The sequence below is a fragment of the Sporosarcina sp. P2 genome, assembly GCF_002743255.1.
Classification (GTDB): Bacteria; Bacillota; Bacilli; order Bacillales_A; family Planococcaceae; genus Sporosarcina.
This window is the reverse complement of record NZ_PDYY01000007.1, coordinates 102152-116959: the sequence shown is the minus strand read 5'-3', so window position 1 is coordinate 116959 and position 14808 is coordinate 102152. Positions and strand designations below refer to the sequence as shown.

12 protein-coding genes are annotated in these 14808 nt (G+C 40.9%); 2 read left to right on the top strand and 10 right to left on the bottom strand.

Going from position 1 to position 14808, the window contains the following annotated elements:
* Positions 1 to 359: 359 nt before the first annotated feature.
* Together CSV67_RS09165 and CSV67_RS09160 are read left to right on the top strand one after the other, a co-directional pair.
* Positions 360 to 785: a S24 family peptidase gene (locus CSV67_RS09165; protein WP_099631296.1), complete on the top strand. Its 426-nt coding sequence runs from the start codon at positions 360 to 362 to the stop codon at positions 783 to 785.
* A 1-nt stretch (position 786) separates the two neighbouring features.
* On the top strand, positions 787 to 2058 hold the full coding sequence (locus CSV67_RS09160) for a replication-relaxation family protein (protein ID WP_158232910.1): 1272 nt from the start codon (positions 787 to 789) through the stop codon (positions 2056 to 2058).
* A 602-nt stretch (positions 2059 to 2660) separates the two neighbouring features.
* On the opposite strand, the gene CSV67_RS09155 is transcribed toward CSV67_RS09160, so the two are convergent.
* The 10 genes from CSV67_RS09155 to CSV67_RS09110 form a co-directional block, all read right to left on the bottom strand.
* Positions 2661 to 3230, bottom strand: coding sequence for a tyrosine-type recombinase/integrase (locus tag CSV67_RS09155; protein ID WP_233192587.1), 570 nt, complete (start codon positions 3228 to 3230; stop codon positions 2661 to 2663).
* Between the two features lie 338 nt (positions 3231 to 3568).
* Positions 3569 to 3895, bottom strand: coding sequence for a hypothetical protein (locus CSV67_RS09150; protein ID WP_143560700.1), 327 nt, complete (start codon positions 3893 to 3895; stop codon positions 3569 to 3571).
* Positions 3892 to 4410: a JAB domain-containing protein gene (locus CSV67_RS09145; RefSeq protein ID WP_099631292.1), complete on the bottom strand. Its 519-nt coding sequence runs from the start codon at positions 4408 to 4410 to the stop codon at positions 3892 to 3894. The genes CSV67_RS09150 and CSV67_RS09145 overlap by 4 nt, the downstream gene beginning before the upstream one ends.
* Before the next feature lie 155 nt (positions 4411 to 4565).
* On the bottom strand, positions 4566 to 5465 hold the full coding sequence (locus CSV67_RS09140; protein WP_099631291.1) for a hypothetical protein: 900 nt from the start codon (positions 5463 to 5465) through the stop codon (positions 4566 to 4568).
* Positions 5466 to 5616: 151 nt separating this feature from the next.
* A complete protein-coding gene (locus CSV67_RS09135; protein WP_099631290.1) occupies positions 5617 to 7692 on the bottom strand; it encodes a hypothetical protein in 2076 nt (691 codons plus the stop codon).
* Positions 7655 to 7870: a hypothetical protein gene (locus CSV67_RS09130; protein ID WP_099631289.1), complete on the bottom strand. Its 216-nt coding sequence runs from the start codon at positions 7868 to 7870 to the stop codon at positions 7655 to 7657. Before CSV67_RS09130 ends, CSV67_RS09135 begins: the two co-directional genes overlap by 38 nt.
* 37 nt (positions 7871 to 7907) lie before the next feature.
* On the bottom strand, positions 7908 to 8339 hold the full coding sequence (locus CSV67_RS09125; RefSeq protein WP_158232909.1) for a hypothetical protein: 432 nt from the start codon (positions 8337 to 8339) through the stop codon (positions 7908 to 7910).
* Between the two features lie 71 nt (positions 8340 to 8410).
* Complete coding sequence (locus CSV67_RS09120) at positions 8411 to 11644, bottom strand: S-layer homology domain-containing protein (RefSeq protein WP_099631287.1); 3234 nt, start codon at positions 11642 to 11644, stop codon at positions 8411 to 8413.
* Positions 11645 to 12543: 899 nt separating this feature from the next.
* Positions 12544 to 13254, bottom strand: coding sequence for a WecB/TagA/CpsF family glycosyltransferase (locus CSV67_RS09115; RefSeq protein WP_099631286.1), 711 nt, complete (start codon positions 13252 to 13254; stop codon positions 12544 to 12546).
* Complete coding sequence (locus CSV67_RS09110) at positions 13251 to 14543, bottom strand: nucleotide sugar dehydrogenase (protein WP_099631285.1); 1293 nt, start codon at positions 14541 to 14543, stop codon at positions 13251 to 13253. The genes CSV67_RS09115 and CSV67_RS09110 overlap by 4 nt, the downstream gene beginning before the upstream one ends.
* Between the last annotated feature and the right edge of the window lie 265 nt (positions 14544 to 14808).

The window sequence follows — 14808 nt, the reverse complement described above, 5'->3', positions numbered from 1 at the left end:
TGCTAAAGAGCTGTTTTATGCTAGAATGGAAACTAACAAAGAAACTTGAGTAATCTAAACAATAGTAAGTTTATGTGTGAAACCTGATCAATGAGAACAACTTCTTAAAGTTATCTATGTGTAATAAACAATTTTGTAATAAGGTATTTTCTTCGGGGAGAACTTATCTTTATGCTAGTGTATGTAGTTAACAATAATTCCGTATTGCGGGACTCTTGTTGGAGAATAAATACCTTCTCGCTACTGGTGTGTCTAAAAACTAATAGTGTGTACGTTTCTAAAAGCTTTGCGAGTGATTCGCCAAAGCTTTTTCGCTTTATAAACTACTCATTCCCCGATAACTTAGGAGGACACACTGCATGACAAAAAATCACCTATTCATACCTTATTACACAGCACTTGTAGGCCATTACCACACAACACCGGATCAATTGATAGGCAAGGAACGTCTCCAGATAGATCAGCAAATAGCTGAAAAATACAAACCGACAGACTTGTTATACCTTCAAGCTTCCGACAATGGCATGAGCCGGTCTGGAATTCAGAAAGGCTCTAAGTTGCTAGTCGCAGTCCACGATGAATTTACATCAACAGACCTTGTCGTCCTGACATTCGAGAATAAGCCTGCCATCATTCGCTATATACAAGAAGAAGACAACCATTATATTACGAAGCCGACCAATCCTGACTATCTTGCAAACATGCTACCTAAAGAAAATGTTCAACTATTCGGTATCGTATTGAAAGCATGGCAAGAAATATCATTTGATGTGGAGGTGGGATAACATGGCATACGCACTCGGCTACTCACTTGCACCAAAAACCGAAAGAATCTTGAAGCTGTTACTTTGCTACCGCGGGATGACCGCAAAACAACTGACATTCATCTTTTTTCAAACAGAGCAAATTACGCTATCACAAGAAAAATCCATTTACAACGATCTTGCTAAGTTGAAAAAGCAAGTGCTGGTGAAATCACTTCGCCTGCAGCAAAACATCTCAAAAGGCTCGCTCTATTATCTGAGCCAAGCAGGCTACGACTACGTCAAAGACTTGCTAAATATCGAAGCCGATCAAACAGCGACTGGATGGCTGCCGGCCGACTACGATGAATATGACGTGGCGGATTTATCCTATGACGTATACTTACCACCGCTCAAGCAAACCGCCCATCATCTGTTACTCATCGATTTCTTTAAAGAACTGCATACACATAGCGATGAGTTAGGCGAGACGATTACGCATCGGCACAACTTGTACGCCGCCCGGAAATATAAGACGCAAGAAGGTATGATACGGTACCGGCCGGATGCAGAAATTATCATCAATAATAAAGTTTTTACCATAGAGATTGACCGTGCCACTGAATCACATGAACAGCTCAAACAGAAGTTCCAGACATACAGGCAATACTTTGAAGCCACAGCTAATGAAACAGACGCAGAGCATCCTGTAGGCATTCTATTCGTTGTGGAATCACGTCGCAGGGAACAAGGCATACAAAGACGCTGGCATAACATCCTCTCTGCTTTCTACAGCGTCCTGAGAGACTACAGTCATCGCCTGAACTTAATCTTAACCACTATCGACCAAGTAACCGACACGATCCTATTGGAAAGAGAGCGCGAATTCCATAAAGCAAAAATCAAAGATCACCTGAAATTCTACACCGAACCCAATCAGCGATCATTCTTACTAGAAAATGTAGCAAGTGATGGACCCCTCTTCGCCATTGCAATCGACGGTACAGAAACTTACCGGTTATTGCTGTGTGACGTAGCACATGAATACGAAAGCTCCATCTACAAAAAACAGATGCACTTTCATGACCAACATTTAAACGTATACAAAAAGAAACAATTCACTATCCAAGATCAGATCGTCGCTTTTAAAGACTACCAAACTGTTCTTTTCTACCCTAGATATAAACCTGTCGTCTTGAATACGTTCCAGGCTTACAAGCTGGATATCAACCTAACGCATAAACTCTCGTTGCTTTCCGACGCAGTCGATTACTATAGTTTCGATCCAATCCTCAATGAGCCTGTCACCTATTAAAAAAGGAAGCCTCATAGGGCTTCCTTTTTTAATCGAAGTACGTACCTATTCTACTGATTCTAGATGACAACAGGTGACGGCAATGACGGCTGTTTCAGCAGAAAACTATGACCTGATATATACTACTTTTTTATATGTTTCTAGTATTACTCATTTTACTCGGGGAATGCAGAAACTTATGTAACCAGTCACTCCTAAAGAAATGCCGATTACTTATCCAGTTACTTAGTAACCAGCATTTCTTTGTAAATGACACCCAGCAAAAGCCTATTGCAATAACATTTCTACAGCAAAAAGAATCTCCGGCCAACACCCTGACAATATCCCCCATAATCGACTCCCTTTCTGTTAGATTCGCTATGCACAATAAGTCTTGCTAAGGCGCTAATCTAGTGACCATTGGACAGTCTCGCGTTTGCTATTCAAAATAAACTTCTTGTTGTAGTATTATTGTTGAAAAATAGAAAGTCTTTATATGATAATGACTAGATTGAATGAAAGCCCCCATTATATGACGTCAGGTCATCTGAATAATTTACATGGTACATAATGTGATTATTCATTTAGCTTTTATAAAATAGAACTGCCTCCTGATTTTTTGATCAGGAGGCTAACTTGGTTATTTGAATTGTGTGATGCACCGGTTTTATGACCTTGCCACCTTTTCCCCTTACCATTAACGTATGTTGCACAAAATCAATGTCATTTAGTTTAATGGACACTAACTCCGATACCCTTACAGCGGTATAGAGAAGAAGATGAATGATTAGTCGATTACGAATGCTCATGTGATTTTCATCCTCTGCATACGCCAGTATACGATCCACCTCTATATCCGTTAACGCTTCTACCATCTGTTCACTTCCTGATGCAATGGCTACTCGATCCTTACTCACTTGAATGTAATTGTCATCTACTATCCCTTTCATCTGGAGATAGTCATTGTACACTTTGAGGCTGTTGACCTTATTATTAATCGTAGACACTTCAAATCCTTCATCCAGTAAATGTTGCTTGTAGCGGACAAAGGAATAGCGACTTAATGATGTTTCTTCATTTACTGCTTCTTTCTGTAAATACTTCTGAAACTGTTTCACATCATTACAGTATGATTCAACTGTCTTTGGACTTTTACCGTCTTCAATTAGCCATTGTTGGAATCTTTCTAGCACTTCCAATCCATAAACACCTCCTAAAAACAGAAAAGGAGCTATGAACGCAATTTTCGCATTCATAGCTCACTTCTCATAAAGTACTTCATTTAATATCGCAGTTGCTGCGGTAATTACCACTGTCAGTATTACTTTCCACCACATTGGGTTCACCATCTTTCAAAATAGATCTATTTTATCCAACTCGCGACAGTCTTATGATAATGTCGGGAGTCTACATCTTCTAAACTATCAATGAATCCTTCCACCTCAACGTTTCCGTTTACCACTACATCTACTTTATAGAAATGTCGGAAGATGCAACTACCTTCTCCTTAGAAATGTCGGGAGTCTCACTCTCACTCCGTCATAGGCAGCGGTTTTCTGTACAGTAGCTGTCCATTTTTCGTAATGATTTGCAGACACCATTCTGGACTGTCAGGGTAAAAAATTATTGCACCCACCCACTCATTTAAAGTTGCATCATCCACGATCATCAATTCATACAGGAAGGTCTCTACTGGATTCTCTATCACTTCAAGTGGCAGATACCATTCATCCACTTCCTCAATTCCTAGCTCCACAGCTTCTACTGCCACCTCTCTCGTAGAAACGAACACACCAAATTCTCTTGCTAAGGTACTTACAAACCATTCCAATTCTCTAGATAACTTTCCTTCCATCACAAATGTCCCTCCTCTTTCAGCGAAACAAAGCTGTCCTCACCGATTACAAGATGGTCCAATACATCAATCCCCATGATCTTCCCGGCTTCTCTCAGACGTATTGTGACATCAATGTCTTCCTGAGACGGTTTCGGATGCCCTGATGGATGATTGTGTAGTAGTAAAACCGAAGCAGAGTTTGCGAGAATCGCTGTTTTCATCACCTCTCTTGGATGGACTATGCTAGAATTTAGGCTGCCGATGTGACAGACATTGATTGCTGTCGGTTGGTTCTTCACATCCAGCCACATGACGACAAAGTATTCTCGGTCCAATTCCCCTAGGAACTGCTTGAATAGATTGTAGCCATCTTCTGGACTTCTAATGGCACGATCTTTGTACAACAGACTCGACTCCTTTACCAACCGCAAGGACACAATACCCACTCGCTTAGCCGGGACATGTTTCTGATTTTCCCCTTCCTTCACCATTGACCATTCCAACTGTTCTGCTTTCTCACTATACATTTTCTTCATCTACAATCCCTCCAATAAAAATAGCCCTACCTCCGTCTAGGGAAGTAAGGCTTTGTGATTGATATCAGGAATATAATATATAGATGAAAGCCGAGTTATAACACTTTATCGAAAGAACAAAAAAGGACCACCCCGAAGGAAAGTCCTTTAATCGATTATCCCAATCTATTGAACTGAATCTTACCACTATCCAAATGCTTAACATCAAGTACTGACGAGGAATAGTCATTCATGATCTCAAACTGTTCTTCTTCATCTACCACATTTAGTTTGGCATCCAATTGATGAATCAGTCGATCCAGTGAAGCTAATCCCTTCCACTTTCTGTTCTCAATCAACTCCTCTGCGACCACTTGTTTTCTTTCTGAAGATAGACGTAGGTAACTGAACAACGGCAGCGTCACTAATTGAAGCTGCAATGTCTGTGTATCTTCTATTTCAGTGAGATCAACAACTTGGTTTTCCAGTAGCAAAACTGCTTCTTGAATGGCATGCATTGGTACAACATCGCCAAATTTTTTTAATAAGTCGTTAATAACATACTCTCGACCTGCTTTTCCGAGATTGACAAAATCTTCTCCTGACTGCTCTATCGCGACTTCCATTACTTTGTCGCGGGCACTCAGTAAGATTGATTCAGTTTCATCAGGAAGTGATACAACTAAACCATCCAATGCTTTGAGTAATTCAGACTTCATTGGACATGTCTGAACGGGGCTAAGCATTGTGCGTAGACGCTTAGCCTCAGTATAGCTAGAAACAAAAGGCAACGCTTCTTTCACGTCACAAAGACGCTTGAGCCAATCAATTCGAAGCTCCACCTCTCCTTTGGCTTCCACATTGATGATCAATTCAGTACTGGCCTTCTCTATCTCTTGTAACTCTTCTATTTGAACGTCTATGCTCGTCTCCAACTTTGTTAAGCGTTCATTCAATTCTTGATAGATAGCCGCCTCATCCCTGCTAGGTGTTACTGTATAATAAAATCCTTCCGACACTACTGGTTCTACTACAGAAGTAGCGAGACTGCCGGGAAGGGTGGAATACTCAATCATGTTAGTTCCTCCTATGGACATACCTTTCTTCTATTATAGTAGATGGTAGACTAAATAAAAAGAAAGAACCAACCCGAAGGCCAGTCCTTTCTATATTATTCACTTATCAGTTAGTTAGAATAATAGACTAATATTATTCTTTTTTGGAATATTAAAGTCCCATTGCTGCAACAATAGCAGTGATAGTTGCGAAAGGTTTCTTAGTAAGAATATCTTCTGCAATATCAGTTTGTGCTTGTGCACCTAATGCAGCATAGTCTGCACTAATAGCAGCTAAAGCAGCTCTCATTGCAGTAATTGTTTCAGCATCATTTACTGCATCAATTAAACCTGCATAAGTAGTTACTTCAGTGCCCAACAATGTGTTAATATCACCAAAATTAGCTGTAGTATTGTCTTCATCAGCTACTGCTGCAATGAATCTTTCTGCAAATTCTAGCTTTTGAGCAGAGGTTAAATCTACATACTCAGTATTTGCAAATTCAAACAATAATGTTCTCATTTGAGCTGCATCTGTAGCAGCGACTACTGCATTGTATGTTTCCCATTTCTTAGTTTCAGCGTTTAGTGTTGTTAAAAGCCCTTTTAGCGTATCTACATCAGTTTGAATTGAAGGATTTTCTAAATCTCCACCTAATTCTGTTACAACATCAGTATATACAGTTTCTTGATCTGCATTTTCACCAAACGCGTCTGCAAATCCAGCTAGGTTTTCTAGAGCTACACCAACAATTGTAATTTCTTCTGTTGCATCTACTAAAGCTGTCGTTGCTGCAGTAATTGTACCTTCAACTTTAGGAGAAGCTGCTAAAGCCGCTACTAAATCTGTGTAAACAGCATCAGTAAGATCACCTTCAGCCGCTTTATAAGCAGCTAGTGCTTCATTTGCAGCTACTACTGCTACATTCATATCGTCTAGTGCATCTTGTGCAGCATCAATTTCGTTTTGAACAACAACAAGTTGTCCTACAAGAGCAGCTTGATCTGTACCAGCCTTAAGGGCTGCAGTGTCATCTAGTGCTTCTACTAATGTATTAGCTGCGTCATGGAGACCTTGAGCTGCATTAATTTCTTTTTGAGTAGCATTTCCATCAGCAGCTAAATCGCCAGAAGCATCTTCTGCTGCTTCTACTGCTTTATCTGCATTTACTAAATCAATAGCATCTTGGATTTCTTTCAATGAAGTTAAAGTAACTGCTCCAGTAGTATAAATTTCATTAACGTATTCATTAATGTAATCTGATTCTACATTTTCAAAGTTATCATTTAAAACACTGATGATTGTAAGTTGATTTGGATGCGCTTCATTTAAAGCTTCTTCAACTACATCAAACTTGCTGCCCGCTACGATTGCGTCATTGATGGCTTTCACTGCATTATTCACTTCTGCTACTGTAGTGTAATCGTTAGTTAAATCATTAGAGTAAGCTACAATATTTTCTTCTTTATAGTTGTCTACAAAATATGGACTTTTCAAAGCTGTTGCAAGTTTGATTTGTGTGTCAGCTGCATTAACCGCATCTACTGCTGCTTGTTGTGCTGCTGCTTCTGTATCAATAGCTTCTTGTACAGCTGTTAGACGATCTGTTAAAGCTGTCTTAACGTCACTGTCTTCCAAAGCATCTACTAATGCCGTAGCTGCGTCAACATCGTCCTGAAGCTTGCTTTCCTCAGCAACTACTACAGCCGCTGACGCTTCAACTACTGCTGCTTCATCTTCTGTTAGTTCTTCAACAGTAAATGTAACTGCTTCTGAAGATACTTCTCCGACTGTTACAACTACTGAGTGAGTTCCAGCTGGTAGCACGCCAAGATTAGCAGAAATATTTCCTTCAGCATCAATAGCCACATCTTCAACTACAATATCCTCTGCTTCTAAAGCCGCGTCTGGAGTTACTGTAACTGTCGCTGTAGCATTTTCTTCAGAATTTGTAACTGTAGCAGTTACTGTAGTTTCTTTTGTTACTGTATCGGTAATCGCCATTACCGACTCAACAGCTAAATCTACTACTGGCGGCGTAACTTCGCCAATAACAACATCCTCACCAGTTGCTACATTTACGAAAGTTCCTTCGATATCGCCATCTTTGTACTCAACAGCTGTATCATTGAAAGGTTTCCCAGCATCTGCAATAGCACCTAGTGTAGTAATTTTCTCAAGACCCTGTGCTTTTAAAAGTACTTGTACATTAGCTGAACCATATTTGGCAAGTAGTACCTCTTTCAATCTGCGTCAAATCGGACCAAGCTTCAAATGTGTAATATACACCTTTTTCATCAGCTTTAGAGAAATAAAGTCCGCTTTTTGCTTCATCATTCGTAGCGGCAAAACCTGGCGTTGGTGCAAATAATGCTGGAACAGCAACTGTAGCAGCAAGAACTGCAAATGGTAATTTTCTTTTCATAATTAAACCTCCGTTTTTTTAATACACTTTATTAAAATCACTCAATACCGATTACACTAAATTCTTCATCCACGGTTGCACCAGTATCAATGATTTTGCCTGTTTCAAAATCCTTGAATTGTCCTGGGAGATCGTTTGACTGGAAATTCGAACTTGCTTCTAAAAACGGTTTTCCACTCTGAGCAATTTTTTCTAAAGATGTTACTTTATTTAAAGACTGTAGATATGGTTTGATATTTGATTGTCCGTACTTAACGATTAACAGTCCTCTTTGAGTACTTGTTAAATTACTCCAAGCAGGAAAGCTGTAGTACTCTCCAGTTGAAGTTGAACTGACAAAATAAATACCTGACTCGATTTTAGTTTCTGCGGCATGCGTTGTAGCAACAGAAGTTAGAAGTAGCGAACTTGCTAATCCAATACTGAGTAGTAATGAGGTAATTTTTTTCTTCACAATTAATCCACTCATTCCTAAATAAGAAGCTAGCTTAGGGAAAAACCCTATTTCCTCCTAAGCTAGCTCTTGAATTTTAACTGAAATTATTTTACAACTACGTCTACAACTTTAGTCACAATTACTTTACCGGCTTCATCCATTCCTTGAACAGTTACTTTATCAGTAGTGATAAAAGTATCTTTGTAAGTGAACTTCTTTGTAGCAGCGTCATAAGTTGCTGTTTGTGCTGGTACCTCTGGGTTGAATGATAGGCTTACAGACTTCACGTCAGCAGCTTTAGTTCCCGCTACTGTACCAGCGATTGTGAAGATTGAAAGTCCTTCAACTCCCGCAGATTTAGCATCAACTGTTACGCTTGTGAACTCATACTCAACTGGAAGTGCAGCTTCTAGTTCTGCAATTTTAGCTTCAGCAGCTTCTAGAGCGTTTACTGTAGCTGGTGTTACTAGACCTTTTTGAGCTGTAGTCAACGCAGCGTATGCAGCACGTGCAGCTTCTACGTTAGCTTTGTCAGCAATTTTTAGGTCTGCAACAGCTGGAAGTGCAACAACTTTTGCTGTTACAGCATCAGCAGCAGCTTTATCAGCAGCGTTTGTTGTAGCTGTATCAGTAGGGCCTGCTTTAGTAGTATCTTGCTCAATGATATAGAAAGAAGTTGTGCTTCCTTTTACTTCACGAGTGATAGTAACTTTACCTTTTTTCAACTCTTTGATGAAATCATCAGCAGTTGCGATTGGTGTGTTACCAAGACCTTTGTATTCGTAAGTTACATCTTTTTCGCCAGCATATTTAATTGCATCTTTACCGCTGAAAGTAAGTTCTTTCTTGTCTGTGTTGAAAGATACTACTTCTCCAGTGTATAGATCAGAAACTGCACTTGTAGCTGTGAATGAAGCAGTAGCTTCTTTCGCAGTGAATGCATAGTCCTTGCCATCTGTATCAACAGCAACGCCAGTAGCAACTACGCGTACTGAAGTGTTTTTGTCCGTAGTCGGCTTCACATCAAGATCTCTATTTCCTGTTTCTTTAGTAACTGTATAGCTACGGTTAGGAGAAACGATTTGGCCTTCAACAGTTACATCGTTAGCTCCTGTATTGAATACAGTGTAAGATGCTTTTTTGATTGAAGTGTTAGCAACCTTTTTGTTTGATTGGTTAACTAGTTCTGCTTTAAACGTTGCAGTTTCGCTACCTTTAAATTCTTTTGTTTCTTTACCAGCAGCGTTGTAAACTTTCAATGCAGCTCCGTCTAGGTAAGCAGCTTGGAAGTAAGAAATTTGACCAGTTGCATATGGCTCGCCTTGATCAAAGTTACCTTCTACAGCGTTTGGAGTGTTTACATCGATCCAAGCGATAGGTGTCGCATAGTCATTCACTTTATCAGAACCGATAACGAATGTTGCTTGACCTTTGCTGTCTGTTTTCACAGAGATTTGTTTAGCTTTGTTTCCAGTGAAGTACTGTTGAGTGTTGTCGTTATTTACTTCGATGAATTTAGCTTCAGTGTTAGTAGAGATCACACGGTCTAAGTCTTCATTGAATGCAACGTTAACGATTTCATTCACTGCAATGTTGCCGTCTTTGTTTTTAACAGTCAATGTGTATTTACGGCCGTTAGTTCCACCAATTGCTGCAACTTCACCATTTTCACGAACAATTTCAAGAGTATATTCTGCTTGGTTAGCTGAGAATGTTACTTTTGAAGCAGTTGCTTGAAGATCAGATGCATCATATTTGTAGTCTGTAGTAGTTACAGTGTTGTTTGCAACAAATACTACTGGAGTTACTGATGTGTTTTTACCAGAAACAGTGAAAGTAGCTTCACCTTTTGAGTCAGTAGTGATTTGTGCAGCTCTTGTAACTGTACCGTTTGACAATTGAGCAACTTCAACGCCGTTAACTGTAGCGTCTTTCAATTGATCAGGTGTAACTTCAATGTTCTCTTTGAAAGAAACGTTCAACGTTTGGTTAGCTACTGGCTTACCAGTTGTAGCATCTTTAGAAACTACTTTGTAAGTTTTGTTAGCACCATTGCTGATTGTATTTCCAGCAGTTACATCTTCAACTGCAAGGATTGTGTCAACGCCCCAGAATACATAACCGATGCTGCGTACTGTTGGCGCACCTGTTGGGTAAGCTGTTACTTGATCTTGTCCTGCAGAGTATTGAGTGTAAGAGAATGTTGCGATTCCATCTTCGTTAGTCAATGCTTCGAAGACTTGGTCTTTGTTAGTTGTGCCGATAGTGTTAGCTTTCACGTTGAAAGTTACAGGGATACCAGCTTTTTTCACGCCAGTGTCAGCAGAAAGGATAACCTGTTGTCCAGTTTTACCTTGTACTGATTGGTTAGTGATTTTGATTGTAGTTGGAACAACAGCTTCGATACCAGTGAATGATCCGATTGCTTTGTCGTTCAACTTAACTGTGTACTTTTCTCCACCCTTTTGAGTAGCAGTTGTCAATACAACAGTTTTGTCGTCAGTTTGTTTTACAGCAGCGTTAGCTACAGTCAAACCATCGATTGTGAAGTTTAGTGAGTTGATGTTTTCAACTTTATCCTTCATTGTTACTTCTACTGTAGTAGCGTTGATGCCTTTAACAGTAGCAACTCCAGGAGCTACAACTCCGCCACCAATTCCATCAAAGTCTACTAGAGTAGTCTTGTAAAGGAATGAAGCGAATTGTCCACGAGTTGTTGTTGATTTAGGGTTGAATTCTGGTGCAGCTGGGTTTGTGATGTCGAAGAAGTCTAGAACGTCGATAGCCGGACGAGCTTCAGCTTTCGCTTTGCCTAGGTCTGTAACGTCTTTCTTGAAATCTTGGTCTTTCACGTAAGAAGTTAGGTCAACGTCATGTACGCGGTCGAATGCACGAACAAGAACGATTGCCATGTTTTCACGAGTGATGTCGCCTGCTGGATCAAGTGAACCGTCTGGTTTACCAACGAATACTCCGTTGTCATAAACTAGTGCAGACATTTTTAGAAGCTCATCGTTAGATGTAGTCTTCAAGTCTGAGAAACGTGGTTTAGTTTTGTAGTCTGTAGGTACTTTATACCCTTCAGATACTAACCATTTACCCATCAACTTTACTACGTCAGAACGAGTAAGTGTTTTGTTAGGTTTAAATGTTCCGTCTTCATATCCTGAAATTACACCTGCATTAGAAAGAGCGTCGATTGCCTCTTTGTGTGAGTTGTTGTCTTTTACATCCGTGAAAGTTGCAGCCATTGCTACTGGTGCTACTGCTGATGCTACTAGTGCAGCTGAAGCAGCCCCTACTACAAACTTACGGTATTTCGTTGGTTGGTTAGCCATTAAATAATTTCCTCCTCGAATATCTCTTGTTTTTGCCAGTAACTACCTATGTATGAAAGTAGTAGGCATTACACTTTAAAGTATAGATAAGAAAGTGCTAAAAGTCAATTGAATATTGGTAATATACTAGTCTAATAGCACAGTGCGACAAAATATTTATGTCCCATCTACTATTGTATCGAAAGATTAATAAAATACAAGTATTTTCCAAAGCGTTTTAAAAAGAGAGTATCTTGGGCATGCAAAGTATTTTTGCCGAACAAAAAGGCTTGAACAGATGGGAACTGTTCAAGCCTTTTTGTTTGCGGTCAACCAACCGTAACGCTTCGCACGTACTGTGCTATATACTAAAGAGAAAATTACCCTTACAACTTCGTATTCTACCACCTAATCTACTAGATTACAAGATAGTAACTAACTAGTAGAAAATTTCCTTATTAACTTTTGTTAGTAGGTTGATGTTATTAGTAGATTTACTTTGGAATAGTAGAGAGATAGGTTTGTGGGTTAGGATTGAAGCTCCAGCGAGGGAAGCGCTCTTGAACTCCCTAACTGGTGCTTCTAACCTATGTTGAAAGTGGAGGTACTTAAATCACTTAGTGGAGATAGTTTGTTATTTAATATTATCTTTAAGCTTGGTTACTTCGTACAAGTTCAGATTCTAGTACAATAACAATTCTAAATTCAATGAACGTCAATAGGTATGATTCGCTCACATCGTAAGGAATTGGAGCGTAGGAGAGGCGACTCTGGAAGGATCAGCCCGATCAGGTGAGACAACTAAAGGAACGCAGTGACTAGTTGGCTCACCGCGGGCCCTTCAGAACGCGTCCCCTCCGAAGCGCAAATCCCCAACCCCTAGCCTCGTTTACCCTACTCTGCTCATCCAGTGTCCAAAATTACTTCTTCCGATACACCTCTACCAAAAACTTCGGCAAATTCATTTGTCGTTTAATCCGGCTCGGTTCAAGCATTAATCGATACAACCATTCCGCCCCTGCCTTTTGGAACACTGCCGGTGCGCGTTTGATATTTCCAGCCAGTACGTCGAACGATCCGCCTACTCCTTGGAACAACATCGGATGTAGCTGGTCGCGGTGTTGTTCAATCCACTGCTCTTGCTTCGGTGAACCCATCGCCACAAATAATATATCCGGTTTCGCTTGGTTAATCGTATCGAGTACGACTTTTACATCCTTTTCATAGCCGTGCTGGATGCCAGCGATTTGAATGTTTGGGTGCATGACTTGCAATCTTGCCGCTGCTTCTTGCGCCACGCCTGGTTTCGCACCATAGAGGAAAATGCGCTTCCCACGTACGGCGGCTTCCTGTACGACGCGGTCCATCATGTCGATTCCTGTAACACGTGAACGGATCTCACCTTTTTTCAACTTGGATGCAAGTATGACACCTATGCCATCCGGGATTTGGAATTCGGCTCGGTTAAGCAGTGCTTTCAGTTCTGGATCTTCTTTGGCTTTCATGAGCTTTTCCGGATTGATCGCGACGATGAGTGATTTCTTTCCTTCTTCAATATTCTCAAAGACTTTTGGAATGAGTTCATCATAGTTTTCGGTGTTGACGGAGACGCCTAGTATTTCTTCTTTCATTTATACAGCTGCCCCTCTTTTTTGCCATCTCCTAATTTGAAGAAGCGATATTCCGCTTGTTCCCACGCATCTGCTGGGAGAGCGTTTTTCGTATCCAAGATGATTGGTCTTGGCTGTTTCGTCCGTAAATCTGCCGGATTCAGTTGTTTGAATTGGTCATGGTCTGTAGTTAATAGAAGAAGATCAGCTGTGCCGATTGCTTCTTCAAGTGTTGCAACTTGCGTCGAATGCTGTAATTCTTTGATGTGCGGATCGAATGATACGACGTCTAGACCTAATTGTTGCAGAGAATCAATCACTTTCGTTGACGGGCTTTCACGCATGTCGTCAACGTTCCCTTTAAATGCAAGACCGAGAACCGCCACTTTACCGTTTTCGATATTATATTCTTGAAGCAGACGCTGTGCGCGTTTCGCTGTATACATCGGCATGCCATCGTTCGTTAGACGTGCTTTTTTGATAATATCTGCTTTTTCAGGTGCCAATTCCACTAAGAACCATGGATCAACTGCGATACAGTGACCACCGACGCCTGGACCTGGTGTATGGATATTGACACGTGGATGAAAGTTTGCAAACTTGATTGCTTCCCAAATGTCCACGTCGATTCCTTCTGCAATTTTTGCGAGTTCATTGGCGAATGCAATGTTGACATCGCGGTACGTGTTTTCCATAACTTTAACCAGTTCCGCTGTGGTAGCGTCCGTTAAGTGGATCGTTCCTCTGACAAACACTTCGTAAAGCTCTTTTGTCATCTCTGCTGATTTCGCATTGACACCGCCAACGATGCGGTCGTTGTTTACTAGTTCTTCGAAGATTTTACCTGGAATTACGCGTTCAGGTGAGTGAGAGACAAACAGTTCTTCCCCGATAATGAGATCCGTTTTACGTAATTCAGGCAACATGACGTTTTCAACCGTCTTTGGTGGGACTGTTGATTCCAAGATCACGAGTGCGCCTTTTTTGACGAACGGCACGATCGATGCGGTTGCCGCACGGATGAATTCTAAGTTCGCTGTATTGTCCGGATTGATGGGTGACGGTACTGCGATGATGTAAACATCCGCTTCTACTGGTGTAGTAGAGGCTTGGAAGTGTCCTTCGTCTACCGCTTTCTCCAAACGCTCTTGCAAACCGTTTTCTTCTATATGTAGTTGTTTATTGTTGATCAGTTGAACGACGTGTTCGTTACGGTCGACACCGTGTACTTGCAAGCCGCTGTTTGCGAACATAACAGCAGTTGGAAGACCAATATAACCTAGGCCTACTACGCATAATTTCTTTTCCATAGTGTATGATACCTTCGCTTTCTTGTTTTAGGTTGTGGTTAGTAAAAGTCTGGGTAGACTTTGGATTGGGGTTGGGATCTGCACTCTAGGCGGACGCTTTTCCGAGGGCGTGGCCCGAGCCAAGCGAACAACGGAGAGTTCGCTTTGCCGTATTTCTGTGTACTTTGCAGAAATTAAGGCACCTGTCCAGGGTCTCGAACTCACGCTGATCCTCCGGGAGTCGCCGCCTGCCGTTCCGATCCTAATTAATGGTGTGGTGGCACAA

What these genes read in the sequence shown, in the direction of transcription:
- CSV67_RS09115 (WP_099631286.1), bottom strand. Translation starts at nt 13,254, where the DNA reads ATGAAAGAAGAAATACTAGGCGTCTCCGTCAACACCGAAAACTATGAT.
- CSV67_RS09145 (WP_099631292.1), bottom strand. Translation starts at nt 4,410, where the DNA reads ATGAAGAAAATGTATAGTGAGAAAGCAGAACAGTTGGAATGGTCAATG.
- CSV67_RS09120 (WP_099631287.1), bottom strand. Translation starts at nt 11,644, where the DNA reads ATGGCTAACCAACCAACGAAATACCGTAAGTTTGTAGTAGGGGCTGCT.
- CSV67_RS09125 (WP_158232909.1), bottom strand. Translation starts at nt 8,339, where the DNA reads ATGAGTGGATTAATTGTGAAGAAAAAAATTACCTCATTACTACTCAGT.
- CSV67_RS09165 (WP_099631296.1), top strand. Translation starts at nt 360, where the DNA reads ATGACAAAAAATCACCTATTCATACCTTATTACACAGCACTTGTAGGC.
- CSV67_RS09140 (WP_099631291.1), bottom strand. Translation starts at nt 5,465, where the DNA reads ATGATTGAGTATTCCACCCTTCCCGGCAGTCTCGCTACTTCTGTAGTA.
- CSV67_RS09160 (WP_158232910.1), top strand. Translation starts at nt 787, where the DNA reads ATGGCATACGCACTCGGCTACTCACTTGCACCAAAAACCGAAAGAATC.
- CSV67_RS09110 (WP_099631285.1), bottom strand. Translation starts at nt 14,543, where the DNA reads ATGGAAAAGAAATTATGCGTAGTAGGCCTAGGTTATATTGGTCTTCCA.
- CSV67_RS09130 (WP_099631289.1), bottom strand. Translation starts at nt 7,870, where the DNA reads ATGAAAAGAAAATTACCATTTGCAGTTCTTGCTGCTACAGTTGCTGTT.